Below are 16,851 nucleotides of genomic sequence, written 5' to 3' on the forward strand. Positions count from 1 at the left end.
ACTATTTCTTAAAATTTTTCAATTTTCTGGATTTTGGTATCGAGCACGTTCAGTTTCTCGAGAAGAATATTGAGCCCGGTTTTGATCTCATCCATATTTTTTCCACCCGTAATAACAATCTTTCCCGATGAGAAGAGAAGGAATACAACCTTGGGTTCAGAAATCCGGCAGACCAGTCCGGGAAAGGCTTCCGGTTCGTATTCGATCTGTTCATGATCCATCAGCGCCATGGTGATTCTTACCAGGTTGAGAGGAAATCCAAGATCGTAGGTACAGACAATATTGGTGACTTTGACCTCTGGATTTTCCTTACAGGAGATTCCAGCCGCTTTGAGGTTTTCGAGGAGGAGTTGTAACGATACAGGGATATCTTCAGACCGGTGGTGACCTGTAAGAACAATACGGCCCGAGGCAAAGATGAGTGCTGCGGATTTCGGGTTCTGGATATGGTATACAGCGCCGGGGAATTTCTTTTTGGAAAAGGTACAATCTTTAATAGTAGTTGCAATGGATTCCAGATCGATAGAATCTGCAATCGATCCGGCAGAGACGATATTCTGGATTTTTAATGTACTGGTCTCACTTTTTTTCATGGTATAAATTGGCCGGAAGTACCTATTTATTAATAACTTCACTGACGTGAGGGCCGTAAAAGATTGTCCGGTATCGTCAGGGAAAACTGAAAAACCGGAGGTGAGACAAAAATTTGCCCGGTTACCGCTGATTCCGGATTTTCATGGGGGGGATACGGAAATTTCAGGACCCGTCCCCGCATCCTTGTTCAGCATGTACTTGTACCAGACGAACCAGATATTGTAGGCAAATCCGATGAGGTTCTTCATGACAATCTGGCCGATCATCAGCGGGATGACCGGCATCAGCCCGGCAAATGCAATAACGACAAAGATGACCGAGTCGAGCGTGAGGCTGATCGCATCGCTGGCACTCGAACGCAGCCATACCCAGGGATTTGTCATGGTACTGCGGCTATAGGCTTTCTCCCGGGCAAGAAACCGCTTTTTTATCCGGTCAAATACGAACGCATCCACATTCGAGCAGATCAGGAATGCGATCCAGCTGGCGATCGTGATCCGGATGCTCATCGAAAAGAGCGCCTGCCATGCGTCTTCGTACGTGAAAAATGGTGCAGCGGGGAAGGAATTGACCATCGTGATGAAGATGACCCAGAGAACCTGTGTCACAAATGCGATCAGGATTGCCACGTGCGTCATGGTCACGCCGTACACTTCATTGATCATATCGATGACCTGGGCGATGAACGGGTAGATGAGGACGGAAGCCGGCGCAAAGAGAACGATGGACAGGAGGTTGAATTCGAGGATCCGGGCTGCCAGGATCTGCGATGCAGCAAGGTAGATGACATAAAATCCGACCAGGGCCGGGAACGCGTACTGGCGGTAATGCCGGAGGATATACACCGATACGAGCGTGACCAGGGTGAGACTGGCAATCCAGCAGATCCAGAAGAGCATGCGGAGAATTATTTGCCGGTGGATCGGTTATGTATTGTGCCGGAGCCGGATGATTTTTTTCAACTTATTTTTTAAAATAATGGATCTCACGTTGTCCAAAACGCAAAATAGTTCCGGATGCATTTTCCGGAACCTTTTAGAAATACATCCGGATTTTTTTCGGGCTGTAAATTTTTCATACCGGATATTTTTGTTTTTCCGGGTCTTTTTAGAGCGAGCAAACGCGGTTGCCGGGTTGCCGTGAAATTCTGGCAGCAGCGACCCGTAAAAAAACATTTCATAACATTTTTACCGTCCTGCATCCTGACGAAAATAGTATGCCTTTAAAAAAAATCTCATGGCAGATTATTCTCCTTTCCGGTGTTCTGATGCTTTTTGTTCTCACCGGCATTCCGGGCGTTTCGGCTGCAGAAACAAGGAACCCTGCCGATGCGCAGGCTTCATGGACCATCGCTGACACATTCAGTATTGCACAAATCCCGTCCCTGGATCCATCACCGGACGGAAAACGAATCGTATATACAGTCCAGAAAACGACAGTGAACGACACCGTGAGCGTGTCCAAATCGGTGATCTATGAGGGGAATGCCGATGGGACCGGTACCCGGCAGCTCACCAATGATACGGATTCCTGTTCAGGTCCCGCCTGGTCACCGGACGGACAGATGATTGCCGCGCTCTGCACCGAAGCCGGCCTCCCCCAGATCCGGGTGATGAACGCCGACGGCTCCGGGGCCTTCACGCTGACAACACAGGAGACGGGAGTCACGCAGTTCAGCTGGGCACCGGACGGGAACCGGCTCACGTACTCGGCCATGCTGCCATTGACAGACGAACAGAAACGTGCTGCTGAAACAGAACAGGACGTGATCGTTTCCGGCCCCAATACGTACCGGGCCGGCCTCTACCTTGTCTCGGATATTTCCCCGGTCCAGAACCGGCCCACGGTAAGGCTCCTGACACCGGACACAACAAGCATTGTCAGCTGGGACTGGTCGCCGGACGGAAAATCCATCGCGACTATCACTGCGCCAAATACCGATATGCTCTCGTCCAATACGACCCTCTCACATCTGGACCCGGCAACCGGAACGATGAAAAACCTCGTTCCGCAACCGGATACGGGCAGTTACTTCCAGGCCGTGTTTTCCCCGGACGGAAACACGATTGCCTACAGCACGATCGGCCCCATTCCCTACCAGGCCCTGTCCGTAATTCCCGCTGAAGGTGGCAACAGCCGGATCATTGCACGCGATCTCGATATCCCGGCCACGCTGCTGCTCAGTTACAAACTTCTCTGGTCGGGAGATGGCAGGTACCTGTATGTACCGGAATCGAACAGGACCCGGGTATCGGTCTATGCTATCGCGGCAGATGGATCCGGGAAGATAGAACTTTTCACCTGCGGTTCCATCGGGACACTTGCTGAAAACCGGTGGAAATCAGTCCTTGCCTATACCGCGGAAGATACGGATAGTGCATCCGAGATCTACATTACCCCGTCCAATACGTTCAGTCCCGACCGGGTGACCCGGCTCAACAGCGATCTCCCCACGGAAAAATTCGGGAAGACCGAGACTGTCCGCTGGACATCGTACGATGGCACCGAAATTGAGGGGCTGCTCACCTACCCGGTCAATTATACGCCGGGCACAGCGTACCCCCTCATTGTCGCCCCCCATGGCGGGCCATCGGACAATTATGTGCACAGTTACACCGGGACTGCGGCTGTCCTCCCGGTTGCCACGTTCTCCTCGCTCGGGTATGCAGTCCTCCGGCCCAATATCCGGGGCTCGACCGGGTACGGCCCGAACTTTACATGGGCAAATTACCATGACTGGGGAGGCGGGGACTATAGGGACCTGATGGCCGGTGTCGACGAGATGGTGGCCCGGGGAATCGCGGACCCGGACCGGCTTGGGATCATCGGGCACAGTTATGGCGGGTACATGACGGCATGGACCGTGACGCAGACAAGCCGGTTCAAAGGGGCTGTCGCAATCGCTCCCATAACAAATACCATCAGCCATGCAGGGACCCGGATAGGTCTGGATATGACGCCGCTCTATTTCGGGAACGCATACTGGAATGACTGGGATTACTATTCGGATCGCTCGCCCGTCCGGCATATCGGGAATGTCTCGACCCCCACGCTCATTATCACCGGCAAGGAAGATGTACAGGTTCCGCCCGGCCAGGGCAGGGAGTTCTATGCCGGACTGACTAAACGCGGCATCCCGACGCAACTGATCACCTACCCGCGTGCCGGACATTTCCCGACCGAACCAAAACAGGTTCGTGACCTCTGGCTCCGGGAGATCGCATGGATGAATCAGTATGTGATGGGAAACACCTGATCTTTTTTTACCGGTTGTTGTTTTGGTCGATGATGAGGAGCTCGTACAGCCGGCAGCGATCAGCATGACACACACCATGCCGGCCAGGATATTTCTATGGGCTGTTTTACAGCGATCTCCTCCACGTTCCTCTTAATGGAAATATTCCTGTTGAAATGGTAGGGGCTTTCTCTCTGGATTCCGTAAGAATACCTGTTTGAAATTTAATAAGGAGAAGAATTCATGGTGAAGAGATCTGAAGAACACGGGAGAACGATTACCTTGAAATTTTCTCAAGACTGATTATCTGGGTGATGGTGACGGGAGTACAATACTGGGATAAGACCGCTCGCGGGTACGATGAAGGAATCGATCATATCTTTGGGAACAACCTGCGGCAAATCATCCTTGGTAGGTTACAAAAGGAGGAACCACTGGGCCGGACCGTTGAGTTCGGCTGCGGAACTGGCTTTTTTACCCCGGTTCTTGCGCAGTTATCAACGAGCGTATCAGCTACAGATATTTCAGAAAAGATGCTTGATCTGACCCGTGAAAAGATCAAGGGGCTTTTCCCTATTGAGGTCCTGCATGCGAACTGCGAGAAGACGTCATTTCCCTCTGCATCCTTCGACACCGCTTTTCTGGGACTGGTCTTTCAGTTTGCCAACGGTCCTGTGACCATTGCCGAAATGCACCGGATCCTCAAACCCGGTGGAAACCTTATCCTTGCCGTACCTACAACGGAAGGGCTCACTCTTCCTGATAAACTGCGGGGAGTCATGCGGCAATACCGCACCTTCGGGAGGCTCAGGGCCCCGGGTACAATACTCTATACCCGTCAGTCGCTCACTCCGGTTATCGTTCAGGGTGGATTTAAAATTCTGGATATTGAGCATCTTGTTGATCCGACCCATGCCGGGGGATTTTCGGGACTCTATGTCCGAGCGGAAAAAATATAATTTTCACTATAGCACCTTCTGATTTGGCTCAGGGAATTAATACCGGATTATAATCCTCTCACGCAGTAATCCAATTCCCTACCGGATCATTGTGTACCTATACATTTCCCTGATCCTGATCGGCAGCAATTTCATTCCGGGTATCCTGCCCGCGCCGGGCATCTTCCCACCCGTCCCGCGTCCTGAATCATGTTGCTGCAACCTGTCCTCAAAGGAAACAGGTTCTACACAGGCCGGTTTTTCTCTATGCATATCTGTCCGTTCCGCTAAAGAGGGGTGCATCGGGTTTTTCTGTGACACTTCTCTTAAAAAGTCCCGAAACCGGCCGGTCAATTTGTTCCGGAAAGTTGCGATCCGGGGCTGCATTGGGCCCGGAGGGGCAGGATCGGGGGTGCAGGTCTCCCAGCCAGGTCACTCTTTTTTCCCGTGGAAAATTTTTCCCTGTTTTATTCCAAAAACGAATCAATTATATACAATTGTCCTATAAATAAAAATCAAAGGAAAGGTTATCCCCATGGCTGAAACAACATCTCCCCAATCCCCGCTTATGCGCCTGGTACTGTTCATGGTCTGTCTGTCGGTTGCCGGCGCAGTCCTTGCAAGCGTACATTATGTTGCCGTGGACCTGCCGCACCAGAAGAACCTGCAGGCCCCGACGAATGAACAAGGTATCTGCGGTGTCTGCTGCCAGTATGACCTGTGCCTGTCAGTGAATAACCGAAAAACCTGTGATGAGATGTTCCCGGCTGACCAATTACAATATTGTCCGATATAATGGCAACAGCCCCCTCCCCCTCTACTTATTTCCCGAATAAAAATCCCTGCACCTGAACCTGAAAGGGATCGGGAGTTTTCGGCCCGTGCCTGAGTACAATGAGCAGGGAGAGAACACCGGAAACACCTGCTGCGTGAAGGGTGTGCCACTCGGATACAGTACGCCACAGGATATCCTTTAGTTGTGGATTGCAGGGGAGTTTCGTCTGCATATTTTTAAAAAAAGGGTTATCGTATCTTTGCTGCAGCAATGGCTGCCACCTTTTTGAGGTTCTCGTAATCCACAGGAGTAGCGTTGCACCACAGCTCTTCGTACACATCATATTTTGAGAATACAATCACAGTCATCATTTCGGGACTATTCTTGTCGGCCATACTCACGGCCCGGCTCGTATTGCCGATGCCCGGGGCTGCAAGCTCGGTATAGGTATGGTTACTATCATCCTGGGCATCGTAAACAACCAGCCCGTCCGCCTGCCAGGATACCACCTGCGAGGCGTTCTCTTTCGGGAATTTGTAAACATAATGCCAGATGGCCGGGTGGACCGAAGATCCAGGTTCGTTCTTCTGCATCATGACATAATTTCCTTTCTTCCACCCCGCGTTGAGCATCCAGGGCTGTATCTTCGATACATTCCGCTCCCCGTAATTCACAAGCGTATAATTCCCGGGAAGGTCAGCGAGCCCCAGGATCATTTGTTCGGGTTCGAGAGTCGAGAGGGTCTTTTCCGGTGCCGGTGGTGCTGAAGGGACCGATGCAGGAGTGTCTGCCGACGTTGCCGGGGATGAGCATCCGGGAAGGACTGCAAAAAGGGCAAGAACTACTGCAAAAAGGACAATTATCGTACATGACGAACGTTTCATAGGAAGTGATGGTCTGTTTCGGACAATCTATTAATCTTCGGTTTTTATCCGGGGGACCCGCTGAAGAATAATCCTGTTTGCTCTTCGCACAGGCAGGCCGGGGAATTTCGTGCAGGTTTTTTTGGATTACCTGCACCGTGTTTCTCCCCATCTGACGATTCATTCCGGATGTAAAACGATGGATCTTCCCGGATCATCACGGGATTACCTGTTCCGGGTTGGAAAATTTTCCCTCCTTTTTTCCCAGATAATAAACACTTAAATATTCGCACGATTCAATAAAAAAATAATAAGGAAGGGATGGTTCATGTCTGGATCTTACTCGGAAATGTCGCCGTTCACCCGACTGGTATTGTTCATGGTCTGTCTGTCGGTTGCCGGCAGCGTCGTTGCCGGTGTCAACGCGTGGGCAACGAGTCTGCATAACACCCCAGTCCCCCCGAAAAATGGAGATTGTTCCGATGAATACTGCGAGGCCGGGGAGATGGACTGCTATTGGAATTATGGTTGTCGCGAGCAATGTCAGTGGTTCGGCCAGTCCAGCGAGGAGTGTTACCAGTGTTATGCACTTTGCGGTGTGACGTACTACTCGTGCTGTTGGCCGGACGACGGTACAGACGGGTGACGGGCCGGCGGGGCTTTTCACGGGACCTCCGGGAAATACCCGGTCTTTCCCCCCATACGGGCCCTGCTGCTCCAGCGGTACCCTGTCTGACCCGGGCCCGGTAAATTTTCTTATACGGGCAGAAAATTTTTCCGGAACTTTCAAAAACTTTTTCCGGCATTTTTACCCTGTCGAAAAAAATCCACTGCCAAACCCAGTAAAAAATCTGCCGGAAAATCTGGACGCCTTATCCCTTAAATCCCCGTTTGATACAAAACTCCTGCCGGTATTCAGATACGATCACGATGAAATCCCTTTTTATCTCATCCCCACCAATCGCCCAACCGCTCCGGTCATGAGTATGTCACCAACCGGACGATTACTTCCTTACCCCAACCGCCACCGTCACCGCAGCAAGCGCCGAAACGCAGAATGCGGTAAAGAATCCCGGCCCATCCGCCACCAGCCCGGCAAGGAAGGGCAGTACGGCCATGCCAAGATAACTGGTGGTGGAAAAGAGTCCCATGGCAATTCCCTGGTGATCGCGGATGCGGGACAAAAATCCCAGCTGGGCGATCATGACAAGCCCCGCGAGAAACCCGATGACAAGGAAACCTGCCGGGTGGACGAGCGTGATCATGACCCCGGCTGCCATCGCGATTGCTGAAATGCGGATCAACCGGATATCGTCAACGGAGAAGCGCGAGATGAGAAGGACCGCGACGATCGTGGCGACACTCATACCGGCAATCCAGTACCCCAGGATATCCGGTTCCGCGCCGGAATATTTCGGGTAAAGGGAGGTAACGACACCCGTGATCCCGATCAGGACAATGGACGAATACCAGATCCACCGGTACTCTTTCACCATAGGGAAAAATGCCCCCGCATCGAGATGATCAGCCCCGGGAATCTCCGGTTCCCGGGCGATCAGGCTGGCAGCTGTCGGAATGCCTGCCAAGACCGTAAACAGGAGAATGCCGGCAACCGGCTGGTCGAGCCATGCAGCAAGCACACCGGCAAGGAGCAGGCCGAGAACGAGACCGGCATTCATGAGCGCCATGAAATACCCGCTCATCTTCGCATGTTCCACCTCCCGGTTGATACCGGCCAGGGCCGGGGGAACAAACAGCCCGGCACCGATCCCCTCCAGGAACCGGGCCGCGAGCGCAGTTACGGGATCGACCGATGTGAAGAGGATGATCCCGCTGGTGACCGTGAGAACAAGACCGAAGCGCATCATCAGGGTCCGGCCGTACCGGTCCGTGAGGATCCCGGATGGCAGCGTGCTGATGAATGCGCCGAGGAAATAGGCAGCGTAAATTGCCCCTTCCCACGAGGAAGCCGGGGAAAACGTTGTCAGGACCGGGACGATGGCGTTCGACAACGCCATGATGGAGAAGACGCCGAGAAAAAGAGTGACCTGGGATCTCAACAGCAACCGGTTCATACCATGCGGTAGGTCTCGAGGTTCATGGGGGAGTGGGTCTCGATATGGTAGCGCTTGTAGATTGAGCTCGCGAGATCGATCGTGTTATTCTCATCGCCATGGATACAGAAGATCTTCTCCGGGTGAGGAGAGATCTGGCCGATGTAGTTCATCAGCTGCCGGCGGTCGGAGTGCCCCGAGAACCCGTCGACTGTGACGATCTCGAGATTGATGGTGATCGTTCCCTTCCGGCCCATCGGCACCTCTCTCCAGCCTTTCTGGATCCGGCGACCGTAGGTCCCGTCGGCCTGGTACCCGACAAAGATGAGGGCATTCTTCTCATCCTGCGCAAGGTTCAGGAGGTATTCCATGACCGGGCCGCCGTTGAGCATACCGCTCGTGGAGATGATGACACACGGGTCGCCGGCCATCACTTTCTCGCGGAGGTCCTGGCTGTCCACCTGCGTGAAGCACTCGGCAAGGAAGGGATTCATGCCCTCGCGGAAGATCTGGTTCCGGAGATCGTTGTTGAGGTACTCGGGATACGTGGTGTGGATCGCGGTTGCCTCGCGGATCATACCATCGAGATAGATCTTCACCTTCGGGATCTTCTCAAGGCGCATGCCTTCCTCAAGGGCGAGCATGACTTCCTGCGACCGGCCTACCGAGAAGGCGGGGATGATCACCTTGCCGCCCCGCTGAAGAACGGCGTTGATCGTCTCGTAGAGCCGGGCTTCGGCATCCACCCGGGGCTGCTGGAAATCGTTGCTGCCGCCGTACGTGCTCTCCATGAAGAGGGCTTCGAGCCGGGGGAACTGGTTGACCGCGGGGTTGAAGAGACGGCTCTTGGCGTAATTGAAGTCGCCGGTGAAGGCGATATTGTACATGCCGTCGCCAACGTGGAAGTGGGCGATTGCCGAGCCGAGAATGTGGCCTGCGTTGTGGAACGTCAGCTTGATGTCCGGCGCAATATCGGTCACGCTGCCGTAGTTGAGGGCAATGGAGTGGCGGATATAGGTTTTGACCTCGTTCGAGCTGTACGGGATCTTCCGGCCTTCCTTGTTGATCACATCGAGGTAATCGAGCTGGAGCATGACCGAGAGGTCACGGGTCGGGGGGGTCGAGTACACCGGGCCTTCGTACCCGTATTTGTACAGGAGAGGTACGAGGGCGCAGTGGTCGAGGTGGGCGTGGGTAAGCACCACCGCATCGAGCTGGGAGAGCGGGTGGATCTCCGGGACATAGAGATACGGGGTTGCGCTGGAACTGTCGGGTTTCTCACCGCAGTCGATCAGCACCTTGCTGTCCGGGGTCGAGAGAAGGAACGCGGCCCGGCCGACTTCACGGCAGCAGCCGAGCGTGGTGACCCGGACCCACTGGTCCTTCCTGGCGGTCTCATCGCCGCGGGAAGGAAGATCACGGTGGATCCTCCGGCCAATGGTGCGGAGGAACTGTTTGCGCTCCTCGTTCGCGGACCGGAGGTACTGCCGGACCTGCTTGACCGTGGAACTCTCGATCGGGGGCGTCCGGACAACCTTCGCGGTCCAGCCGATATGCTTCGTGATCTCACGGAGCGTTGCACCGTTCTTGCCGATCACAACGCCCGGCTTCTCGGCCTCGATGAGCACTTCGCCGGTGTCAGCATCAAAAAAGATATCGGTGATACCGGCGGTCTCCGGCACAACAGCCTTGATCTCATTGTATGCTTTCTCGGGGTCTTCGAGAATCGTGGGCCTGACAACGATCCGCTTGCGCAGGTCCCGGGCAAGGATCTTGATTAAGTCAGCCTCGTCCGCGAACCGTTTGGGGTCATCGGTATAGATGACCAGTTCCGGTCCTTCAAACTCGACCTGCGTTACCGTAATGCCGTGAGGCACTTTCTCATTGATCTTATCTTTGAGCTCCTTGAGCCGTTCTTCAATTTGCATAAAAAAGTCGTCCTGAATGTTGTCTTAAAAAAGGATTATGCGGAGGATTTGACATGATATTTCTTTATTTCATCCTCGGTGAGGATCTGGAATTTCTCTTTCGTTATCACGACAACCTGGATCCCTTCGCCGGATGCAGAATCGCGTTTCATTGCCGATTTCAGGCCGCGGACCGCAAGTTCGATTGCTTCTGCCTCGGTCATCTCCGGCTTGTACCGGTCTTCCAGCACACCATATGCCATCGGCGATCCGGACCCGGTTGAGACAACCTCTTCTTCCTTTGTTGCCCCTCCCATTGCATCCACGGAATAGACGCTGGGACCGTGGTCGTCAACGCCGCCGACAAGGAGCTGGACATAGTACGGGAAGTAGCGGTTCTGGTTGAGGTAATTGGACAGGAGCGTTGCCGTTGCTCCGACCGTGATCGGGCGGGACCTGCGGATCTGGTAGAGGTTGCATTCAACCGTCAGGATGCGGGCAAGCTGCTGGGCATCCCCGACACCGCCGGCCGTGGTCATGCCAATCCGGTCTGCGACCTGGTACACTTTCTTTGCTTTCTTGCTTGCGATCATGCTGCCCATGGTCGCCCTTTTCTCGGTTGCGAGGATCACACCTCCGGCAAAGACAATGCCGATGGTGGTGGTACCCTTCATGGACTCCTGTAACTGTTCAGGCATATTGACACCCCAAAAAACTAATAAACGCCTAAAATATGATAAAAGCGCTTGAAAGTACTGGTGATATTCAAAAACTTAAAGGTTGCTATCGGCGCAGTAGTGAGCATTTTTTGCTATTCTGTCGATAACAAGGGTATTTGATTATTCGCGCGCTCGTTCAGAAATAAAGGTGGTTATTCAGGCTCTTCTTTACAGAAAGCCCGGATAAGCTCCCGATCATAGAGCATGGCAACCAGTTTCTTGTCGCCGTTCACGACGGGCAGCTGGTCTACGCGGGCGCGGCGCATCTTCAGGGCGCACTCGCTCACTTCTGCATTCTGCGGAACCGCAACCACATTCTTGACCATGGCCATCTTGACCGGCCGGTTCGGCAGCTGCACCCGCGAGATACCGAAACTGATCGTGTGGTTGTCCCGGATGCTCTCCCAGGTCCACTCGTCATCATCAGTCCCGTTGGAAAAGTCAGAGACACCAACAGAGTCTTCAATGCTTGAACTCCGGATGAGATCGCGTTCGGAGATGATGCCCTGGAGCTTGTTCTCGGCATCCAGGATCGGGATTGCATCGACACCGGAGATCTCCATGACACGTCCGACTACCGGCAGGGGCGTCTCTTCCCAGAGGGCAAACGTCTTGCTGGTGTACGTGTCCTTGATCTCGTCCTTGATCTTGAGCTGCGCAAGGGCGTGGACGATATCAGCGACCGAAAGGAGACCTACCAGCTGGTTGTCTTCGACAACCGGGAGCCTGCGGATGCGTTTTTCGACAAGGAGGCGGGCAGCGTCATGGATATCCGTGTCCGGCCCGACCGTGATCGGTTTTGAGGTCATCAGGAGGCCGAGCTGGGTCTCTTCGGGTTTCCGCAGCAGGTCTTTTCGTGTGATGATACCGACAAGTTTCTTGTTCTTCTTGACCGGTACACCGGAGATCCCCGTACGCTTGAGGATCTTCAGGACATCATCGCGGTTTCCCGGGATTTCGACGTCAACAACGTCGGCCGTCATGTAGTCTCTGACAATCATTTCTGTTATGATCTCACCACCATGGTGGATACCCTGCTGTGGGTGACAACGAATGTGCTGACACTGCCGATAAGGAGACGGTCCGTCTGGCTCTTGCCATGGGAACCTACAATGATGAGATCCGCTTTTATTGCATCGGCAAGGGCAATTACTTCGCTGCCGGCATGACCGGACTTGAGATGGGTTGTAAGGGGGATGCCGTGTGCGGCTGATTCTGTCTTGGCCTTGTCGAGGACCGCCTCGCCTTCATTCTTGAGGACATTATACATGACTTCCACGGTGTTATCCGCAGGAAGGGAGGAGAAGAGGCCGGTCTCAACGATATACGCTGCATGCAGCTTTGCGTTTCCTGCCCTGGCGATCTCAATTGCGCGGTCAAGGGCCTGCTGCCCGGCCGGCGATCCATCAAGTGCTACAAGGATATTAGTAAACACAGTAATCACCCACAACAAACATGCCCGTCTTATAAGACGTCAGGATTAAAAACCCTTTTGGAAACCGTTGCAGAAGAAAGCCGTTTAACTATGGATGCAACCGGATCGCGGCTGAATTTATGCGCGGTTTTTTCCGGGTCGATCAAAACCAGATTTGCCCGCGCACCGGCCCTGATAAAAAATGGCGAGCCGGCAAGAACGGATCCCGCGACGGCGGACCGGAGAATGGCAGTGGGATTCATCCGGTAAACCGTTGAGACAAACGCCATCTCTCCCTGCATCTCCGGCGGAACAAACATCACATTATCGGTCCCCAGCCAGACCGTGCAGCCGAGTTCCTCCATCAGCGCAAGCGGGGGATGGCGTGATGAGGATGCAACGCCCAGGGTCCAGTTGGACCGGGGGCAGACGACTAGGGGAATCTGTTTCTCGGCACAGAGACGGAGCTGCTTTCTGGTCGCATGGGTGGCATGGACGATGAAGTCCGGGTCGAATGCCAGCGCTGCATCCACATCATCCTTATCCCGCTCCCCGGCGTGGAATGCAATTTTCTTTCCCGCCCGTCGTGCGGCTCCGATGATGAGTTCCAGGTCGGGAATGTCGCGGGTACTGCTGATCCCGGCACCGTCGCCGATCATCTCCCCTCCTTCGCGTCCGAAGATACAGGATACGAACGGCAGCCCGTGACCGGCTTCCCGCAGGGCCGTGACTCCCTCCCTGCCCCCCTCGCGGAAGTCCGCACAGCCGAATGTTCCCCCGGCAATCATCCCCTCCATGCTCGCCCGCATTCCCGCGAGCAGATCCGAGCGCGGGGCTGCACGGAGCAGCCGGTGTTTCAGGCCGTCCGGGGGAGTGACGAGTGCGGCAAGGTCGCCCGTGACCCCGCAGTCCATGGCCAGGGTATCACCAAGGTGCGTGTGGGCATTGAAGAATGCCGGACAGATCCATACCGGCGGGGCACGGGGATTCTCTTCAATTGCTGTGATCCGCCCGTCTTCGATAACGATATCGGCCATGAGGGGCGCGAGCTCCTCACCCACAAATGCCAGACCGGAGAGGACAACGGGCGTTTTTATCATGAAGCGTCTCTCTCCTTTATATGTCGAAAAAAGAAATATATTTGCATGGCAAAGAAGCAAGGTGGAAGATTACTCTCCTCAGCAGGACTCGTCAACTATTATGAGAGCGAGGACCGGCGGGCTGTCCACATCAGCCCCATCACCGTCATGGTCGTAGCCGCAGCAATCGGCATCATTATCATGGTTCTCAATATCGTGTTCCCCGGATAAGCCGGAAAAATTACGACCATTCTTTTTTCAGCACGCGCCGCGTGATATCCTCTTCACCGCTGAAGTAGAGGTTGTCATGGCCGGTCCATGTCCCACAGTTCCGGAAGATCACCGCGGGCACCCCGTTGTTGCTCTCGCCCATGACAAAGTTGGAGAACCCGGCAATCTCGTCCACGACCGCTTCTTCCGTGATCTTGAGCACGTGGCCGAAGAGATCGGTGTCGCCCCGGAAGTCGCGGATCGCGGTCATGCCGCTCCACCCGATGGCATTGCCGGTCTGGCCGCGCCGGAACGAACGCCCGCAGGTATCCGTGATGATCGCCCCGACATTCTTACCGGTCAGTTCAAGGATCCGCTCCCGCACGCCGTCAGCCGCCTTCATCGGCTCGGGCGGGAGGAAGATCACCATGCCATCCTCGATATTGCTCTGGTCAACACCGGCCCGGACACCGATATGGCCGAACGGGAGTTCGGACAGGATGAACGGTTGTTCCATGATGATATCCGCAGATGCATCCAGCACAGCCTGCACGAACCTCGGGTCCTCGCCATTCATGCCCCCCAGCCGGACAGCCCGTTCGGTTGGCGTGATCGATGCAAGGGATTTGGTATAGCCTTTCGATTTCGAATAGATGGTAGAGGCAATGCAGAGGATGTCTCCCTCCTCAACCGGAATGCGTTCGCAGATCAGTGCCGCAACGTCGTCACCGGCATGGATAAGGGGAAGCCCCCGCACACCCATCACCTGAATCGGGTTTGTCATCACATCTCTATGAGATGAACTGCCGATATAGGGATTTCGGAATGCTTGCGGAATGAGGAAAACCGGAAGAGTGGGACAATAAAAGTAAAAAGGGAGATAGGATGGCTCCCCGCGGCGGCGTTTATCGCTAAAGGGGGAATGGGGGCCTCACCCCCCATCATTGGCCACAACCCCCCGTGCCTGTGCAGCTTTTCATTGGTGGATACACTTTTCATCCGTCGCTACTTCCCGACCATTCAAGCGCCGATATATTTTTATGGTGATCGCGTGAATGACCTCATGATCATGTACCCTATCATCCGGTGCCCGGGATGCAGGACATTTACGTACGTGGACAATTTCCAGCGCTGGAAACTCTGTCCCCACTGCGGGCATGCCTATGAAGTGGCCAGGGCGCCGGTGTATCTCGATGTCGAAGACCACCATGAAGCGGAGCATATCGTCCGCCAGATGGAAAAACACCTCCATTCAACCAAGAAAAAGGACTTCACTCCTGAAGAACTGGAGGAACTGCGCCACCACTATACGAATGCGCTGAAGCACAAGAGCCACCGCCCGGTGCATTGATTCCGCTGCACCCTGGTACTTTTTTATTTCCCTGTCAGGCCCCGTCAGGGTGAATTGTCCCGCGGACAAAGGACGTGACGACCCCTACAAGACAGAGCAGGGTAAAGACGATAAACGCGATGACCACGCTCGTCATGAGCTGGGGGTACACTGCCGGGGTGACACTGACCGGGCCGATGATAATCGCAAAACAGAACATTGCGATGGCCATCGAGAGGAGCTGCCCGAGCGATCGCATGGTGGCATTCATGCCGGATGCAATGCCGAGATGCTTCATCTCCACCGAACTCATGATAGCGTTGGTGTTGGGTGACGAGAAGAGGCCATACCCGAGCCCCATCACCATTAGGCATGCAACAATCACCCAGACCGGTGTGGACGGGGCGAGGAAGATAAAGAAGAACAAACCCAGCGTTGTCAGTGCCATACCGGCGGTCGCGACAATACGGGGCTCGATGCGATCGGAGAGCCTGCCCGTGATGGGCGAGAAGATCATCTGGACCACCGGTTGTGCAACCAGGATAAGCCCGGCAGATTCGGCCGGGAATCCCTGGATGTACTGGAGGTACAGGGAGAGGAGAACACCGACACCAAAGGTCGAGCCGTAGTTGATCATGGCGGCGATATTCGAGAAGACGAAGGTCCGGTTGCCGGAAAAGACCGACAGGTCGATAAGGGGGCTTTTCGTCCGGTGCTCCCACCAGAAAAAGACCGTTCCGGCCGCCAGCGCTGCGAGGACCCATGCAACACCCGCCGGGTCAGGGAAGAGGAGCATACCGTAGATGAGACAGAAGAGCATGATGCCGTAGGCGACCGCCCCGTACCGGTCAAAGAGTTCACCGGCAGCATCCGCCCACTCGTGCCGGATCCCATGCAGGGTGAGTGCGATGGTCAGCAGGCCGAGCGGGACATTGACGAGAAAAATTGCCGGCCAGCCGAAATGGTCGGTGAGGATCCCCCCGAGGAACGGCCCGAGCGAGAGACCCGCATAGACCGTGGCGATGGTGATGCCGAGTGCAGCTCCCCGTTCGCCCGGGCCAAAGACCTGCGTGACAATAGCAAGTGATGTGGCAAAGAGCATGGCACCACCGATCCCCTGGATGAAACGCCCTCCGATCAACAGGGCCTCATCCGGGGCAAAAGCACAGGCAAACGATGCAAGGGTATAGATCAACAGGCCGATGAGGAAGATCTTCTTGCGCCCGACAATATCGGCATACCGGCCGAACGGAACAATGAAGACGGCGGCAGCGATGATGTAGGCCGAAGTGATCCATCCCAGCGTAACTGCATCCGCATGGAACTGTGCGGCCATGGCAGGCAGTGCCACCGTAATGGACGAGCCGGTGAACGGGACGAGAAAACTTGCAAGGGCCGCAACAACAAGGATAGTCTTCTTTTCCCGTGCATCAATCATGGCGATACCGGCTCTGTAATATTCTCCTATAAGCCCGGTCGCCATAAAAATCCGCTCATGAGAGCGGTTTATAGATACCTGGTTCTTAAGAGATCCCGTTCCGTCCTGTAAATACGCCGGGGGTACAAGGATTTCAAAACGCGCACGGTTACCTTGCGTGCCGGTCTCACTGGTCGGGAGCCGGGTAATCCCGGTAATCTCCCGGGAGAGGAACCGGCCGGAAACGGCATGCCGGACGTGTTTTTCCGGATACCGATAGATTCCTGCATCCCTCCCACGACACCGCAGCCGTCAT

17 protein-coding genes are annotated in these 16,851 nt (G+C 54.6%); 6 read left to right on the forward strand and 11 right to left on the reverse strand.

Annotated features, from left to right (window positions below; all coding sequences use genetic code 11):
• Window positions 1-8: 8 nt before the first annotated feature.
• Together LUQ43_RS03640 and LUQ43_RS03645 are read right to left on the reverse strand one after the other, a co-directional pair.
• Window positions 9-593: a TATA-box-binding protein gene (locus LUQ43_RS03640; protein ID WP_299963907.1), complete on the reverse strand. Its 585-nt coding sequence runs from the start codon at window positions 591-593 to the stop codon at window positions 9-11.
• A 141-nt stretch (window positions 594-734) separates the two neighbouring features.
• Entirely contained in the window at window positions 735-1,493 is a 759-nt protein-coding gene (locus tag LUQ43_RS03645; protein ID WP_299963909.1) for a queuosine precursor transporter, read from the reverse strand.
• A gap of 368 nt (window positions 1,494-1,861) precedes the next feature.
• Here LUQ43_RS03645 and LUQ43_RS03650 point away from each other — a divergent pair, with 368 nt between their 5' ends.
• The 3 genes from LUQ43_RS03650 to LUQ43_RS03660 all read left to right on the forward strand — a co-directional run bounded on the left by LUQ43_RS03650 (window position 1,862) and on the right by LUQ43_RS03660 (window position 5,563).
• The gene (locus LUQ43_RS03650) at window positions 1,862-3,850 is read left to right on the forward strand and encodes a S9 family peptidase (protein WP_299963911.1); all 1,989 of its coding nucleotides are present in this window, start codon (window positions 1,862-1,864) and stop codon (window positions 3,848-3,850) included.
• A 293-nt stretch (window positions 3,851-4,143) separates the two neighbouring features.
• The gene (locus LUQ43_RS03655; protein ID WP_299963913.1) at window positions 4,144-4,788 is read left to right on the forward strand and encodes a class I SAM-dependent methyltransferase; all 645 of its coding nucleotides are present in this window, start codon (window positions 4,144-4,146) and stop codon (window positions 4,786-4,788) included.
• A 514-nt stretch (window positions 4,789-5,302) separates the two neighbouring features.
• On the forward strand, window positions 5,303-5,563 hold the full coding sequence (locus LUQ43_RS03660) for a hypothetical protein (protein ID WP_299963915.1): 261 nt from the start codon (window positions 5,303-5,305) through the stop codon (window positions 5,561-5,563).
• Window positions 5,564-5,790: 227 nt separating this feature from the next.
• Here LUQ43_RS03660 and LUQ43_RS03665 read toward each other — a convergent pair whose 3' ends face one another.
• The gene (locus LUQ43_RS03665; RefSeq protein ID WP_299963918.1) at window positions 5,791-6,426 is read right to left on the reverse strand and encodes a hypothetical protein; all 636 of its coding nucleotides are present in this window, start codon (window positions 6,424-6,426) and stop codon (window positions 5,791-5,793) included.
• Window positions 6,427-6,733: 307 nt separating this feature from the next.
• Here LUQ43_RS03665 and LUQ43_RS03670 point away from each other — a divergent pair, with 307 nt between their 5' ends.
• On the forward strand, window positions 6,734-7,051 hold the full coding sequence (locus tag LUQ43_RS03670; RefSeq protein ID WP_299963921.1) for a hypothetical protein: 318 nt from the start codon (window positions 6,734-6,736) through the stop codon (window positions 7,049-7,051).
• Window positions 7,052-7,409: 358 nt separating this feature from the next.
• Here LUQ43_RS03670 and LUQ43_RS03675 read toward each other — a convergent pair whose 3' ends face one another.
• The 6 genes from LUQ43_RS03675 to LUQ43_RS03700 form a co-directional block, all read right to left on the reverse strand.
• Window positions 7,410-8,465, reverse strand: a complete 1,056-nt coding sequence (locus LUQ43_RS03675; RefSeq protein WP_299963924.1) for an MFS transporter — start codon at window positions 8,463-8,465, stop codon at window positions 7,410-7,412.
• A gap of 11 nt (window positions 8,466-8,476) precedes the next feature.
• Complete coding sequence (locus LUQ43_RS03680) at window positions 8,477-10,387, reverse strand: beta-CASP ribonuclease aCPSF1 (protein WP_299963927.1); 1,911 nt, start codon at window positions 10,385-10,387, stop codon at window positions 8,477-8,479.
• Window positions 10,388-10,422: 35 nt separating this feature from the next.
• Complete coding sequence (gene psmB, locus LUQ43_RS03685) at window positions 10,423-11,064, reverse strand: archaeal proteasome endopeptidase complex subunit beta (protein WP_299963930.1); 642 nt, start codon at window positions 11,062-11,064, stop codon at window positions 10,423-10,425.
• Window positions 11,065-11,237: 173 nt separating this feature from the next.
• The gene (locus tag LUQ43_RS03690; protein ID WP_299963933.1) at window positions 11,238-12,086 is read right to left on the reverse strand and encodes a CBS domain-containing protein; all 849 of its coding nucleotides are present in this window, start codon (window positions 12,084-12,086) and stop codon (window positions 11,238-11,240) included.
• A 5-nt stretch (window positions 12,087-12,091) separates the two neighbouring features.
• Window positions 12,092-12,520, reverse strand: coding sequence for a universal stress protein (locus tag LUQ43_RS03695; RefSeq protein ID WP_299963935.1), 429 nt, complete (start codon window positions 12,518-12,520; stop codon window positions 12,092-12,094).
• 29 nt (window positions 12,521-12,549) lie between these two features.
• Window positions 12,550-13,599 carry an amidohydrolase gene (locus LUQ43_RS03700; protein WP_299963937.1) on the reverse strand — a complete coding sequence of 350 codons (1,050 nt, stop codon included), beginning with the start codon at window positions 13,597-13,599 and terminating at the stop codon, window positions 12,550-12,552.
• 45 nt (window positions 13,600-13,644) lie between these two features.
• On the opposite strand from LUQ43_RS03700, the gene LUQ43_RS03705 reads away from it, so the two are divergent.
• Entirely contained in the window at window positions 13,645-13,809 is a 165-nt protein-coding gene (locus tag LUQ43_RS03705; protein ID WP_299963938.1) for a preprotein translocase subunit Sec61beta, read from the forward strand.
• Window positions 13,810-13,819: 10 nt separating this feature from the next.
• Here LUQ43_RS03705 and LUQ43_RS03710 read toward each other — a convergent pair whose 3' ends face one another.
• The gene (locus LUQ43_RS03710) at window positions 13,820-14,572 is read right to left on the reverse strand and encodes a coenzyme F420-0:L-glutamate ligase (RefSeq protein WP_299963939.1); all 753 of its coding nucleotides are present in this window, start codon (window positions 14,570-14,572) and stop codon (window positions 13,820-13,822) included.
• Window positions 14,573-14,851: 279 nt separating this feature from the next.
• Between LUQ43_RS03710 and LUQ43_RS03715 the strand changes: the two genes are divergently transcribed.
• Complete coding sequence (locus LUQ43_RS03715; protein WP_363318477.1) at window positions 14,852-15,139, forward strand: DUF1922 domain-containing protein; 288 nt, start codon at window positions 14,852-14,854, stop codon at window positions 15,137-15,139.
• 34 nt (window positions 15,140-15,173) lie between these two features.
• Here the strand turns inward: LUQ43_RS03715 and LUQ43_RS03720 are convergent, their stop codons facing one another.
• Complete coding sequence (locus LUQ43_RS03720; protein WP_299963941.1) at window positions 15,174-16,601, reverse strand: MFS transporter; 1,428 nt, start codon at window positions 16,599-16,601, stop codon at window positions 15,174-15,176.
• Between the last annotated feature and the right edge of the window lie 250 nt (window positions 16,602-16,851).

This window comes from Methanoregula sp., from assembly GCF_028679125.1.
Classification (GTDB): Archaea; Halobacteriota; Methanomicrobia; order Methanomicrobiales; family Methanospirillaceae; genus Methanoregula.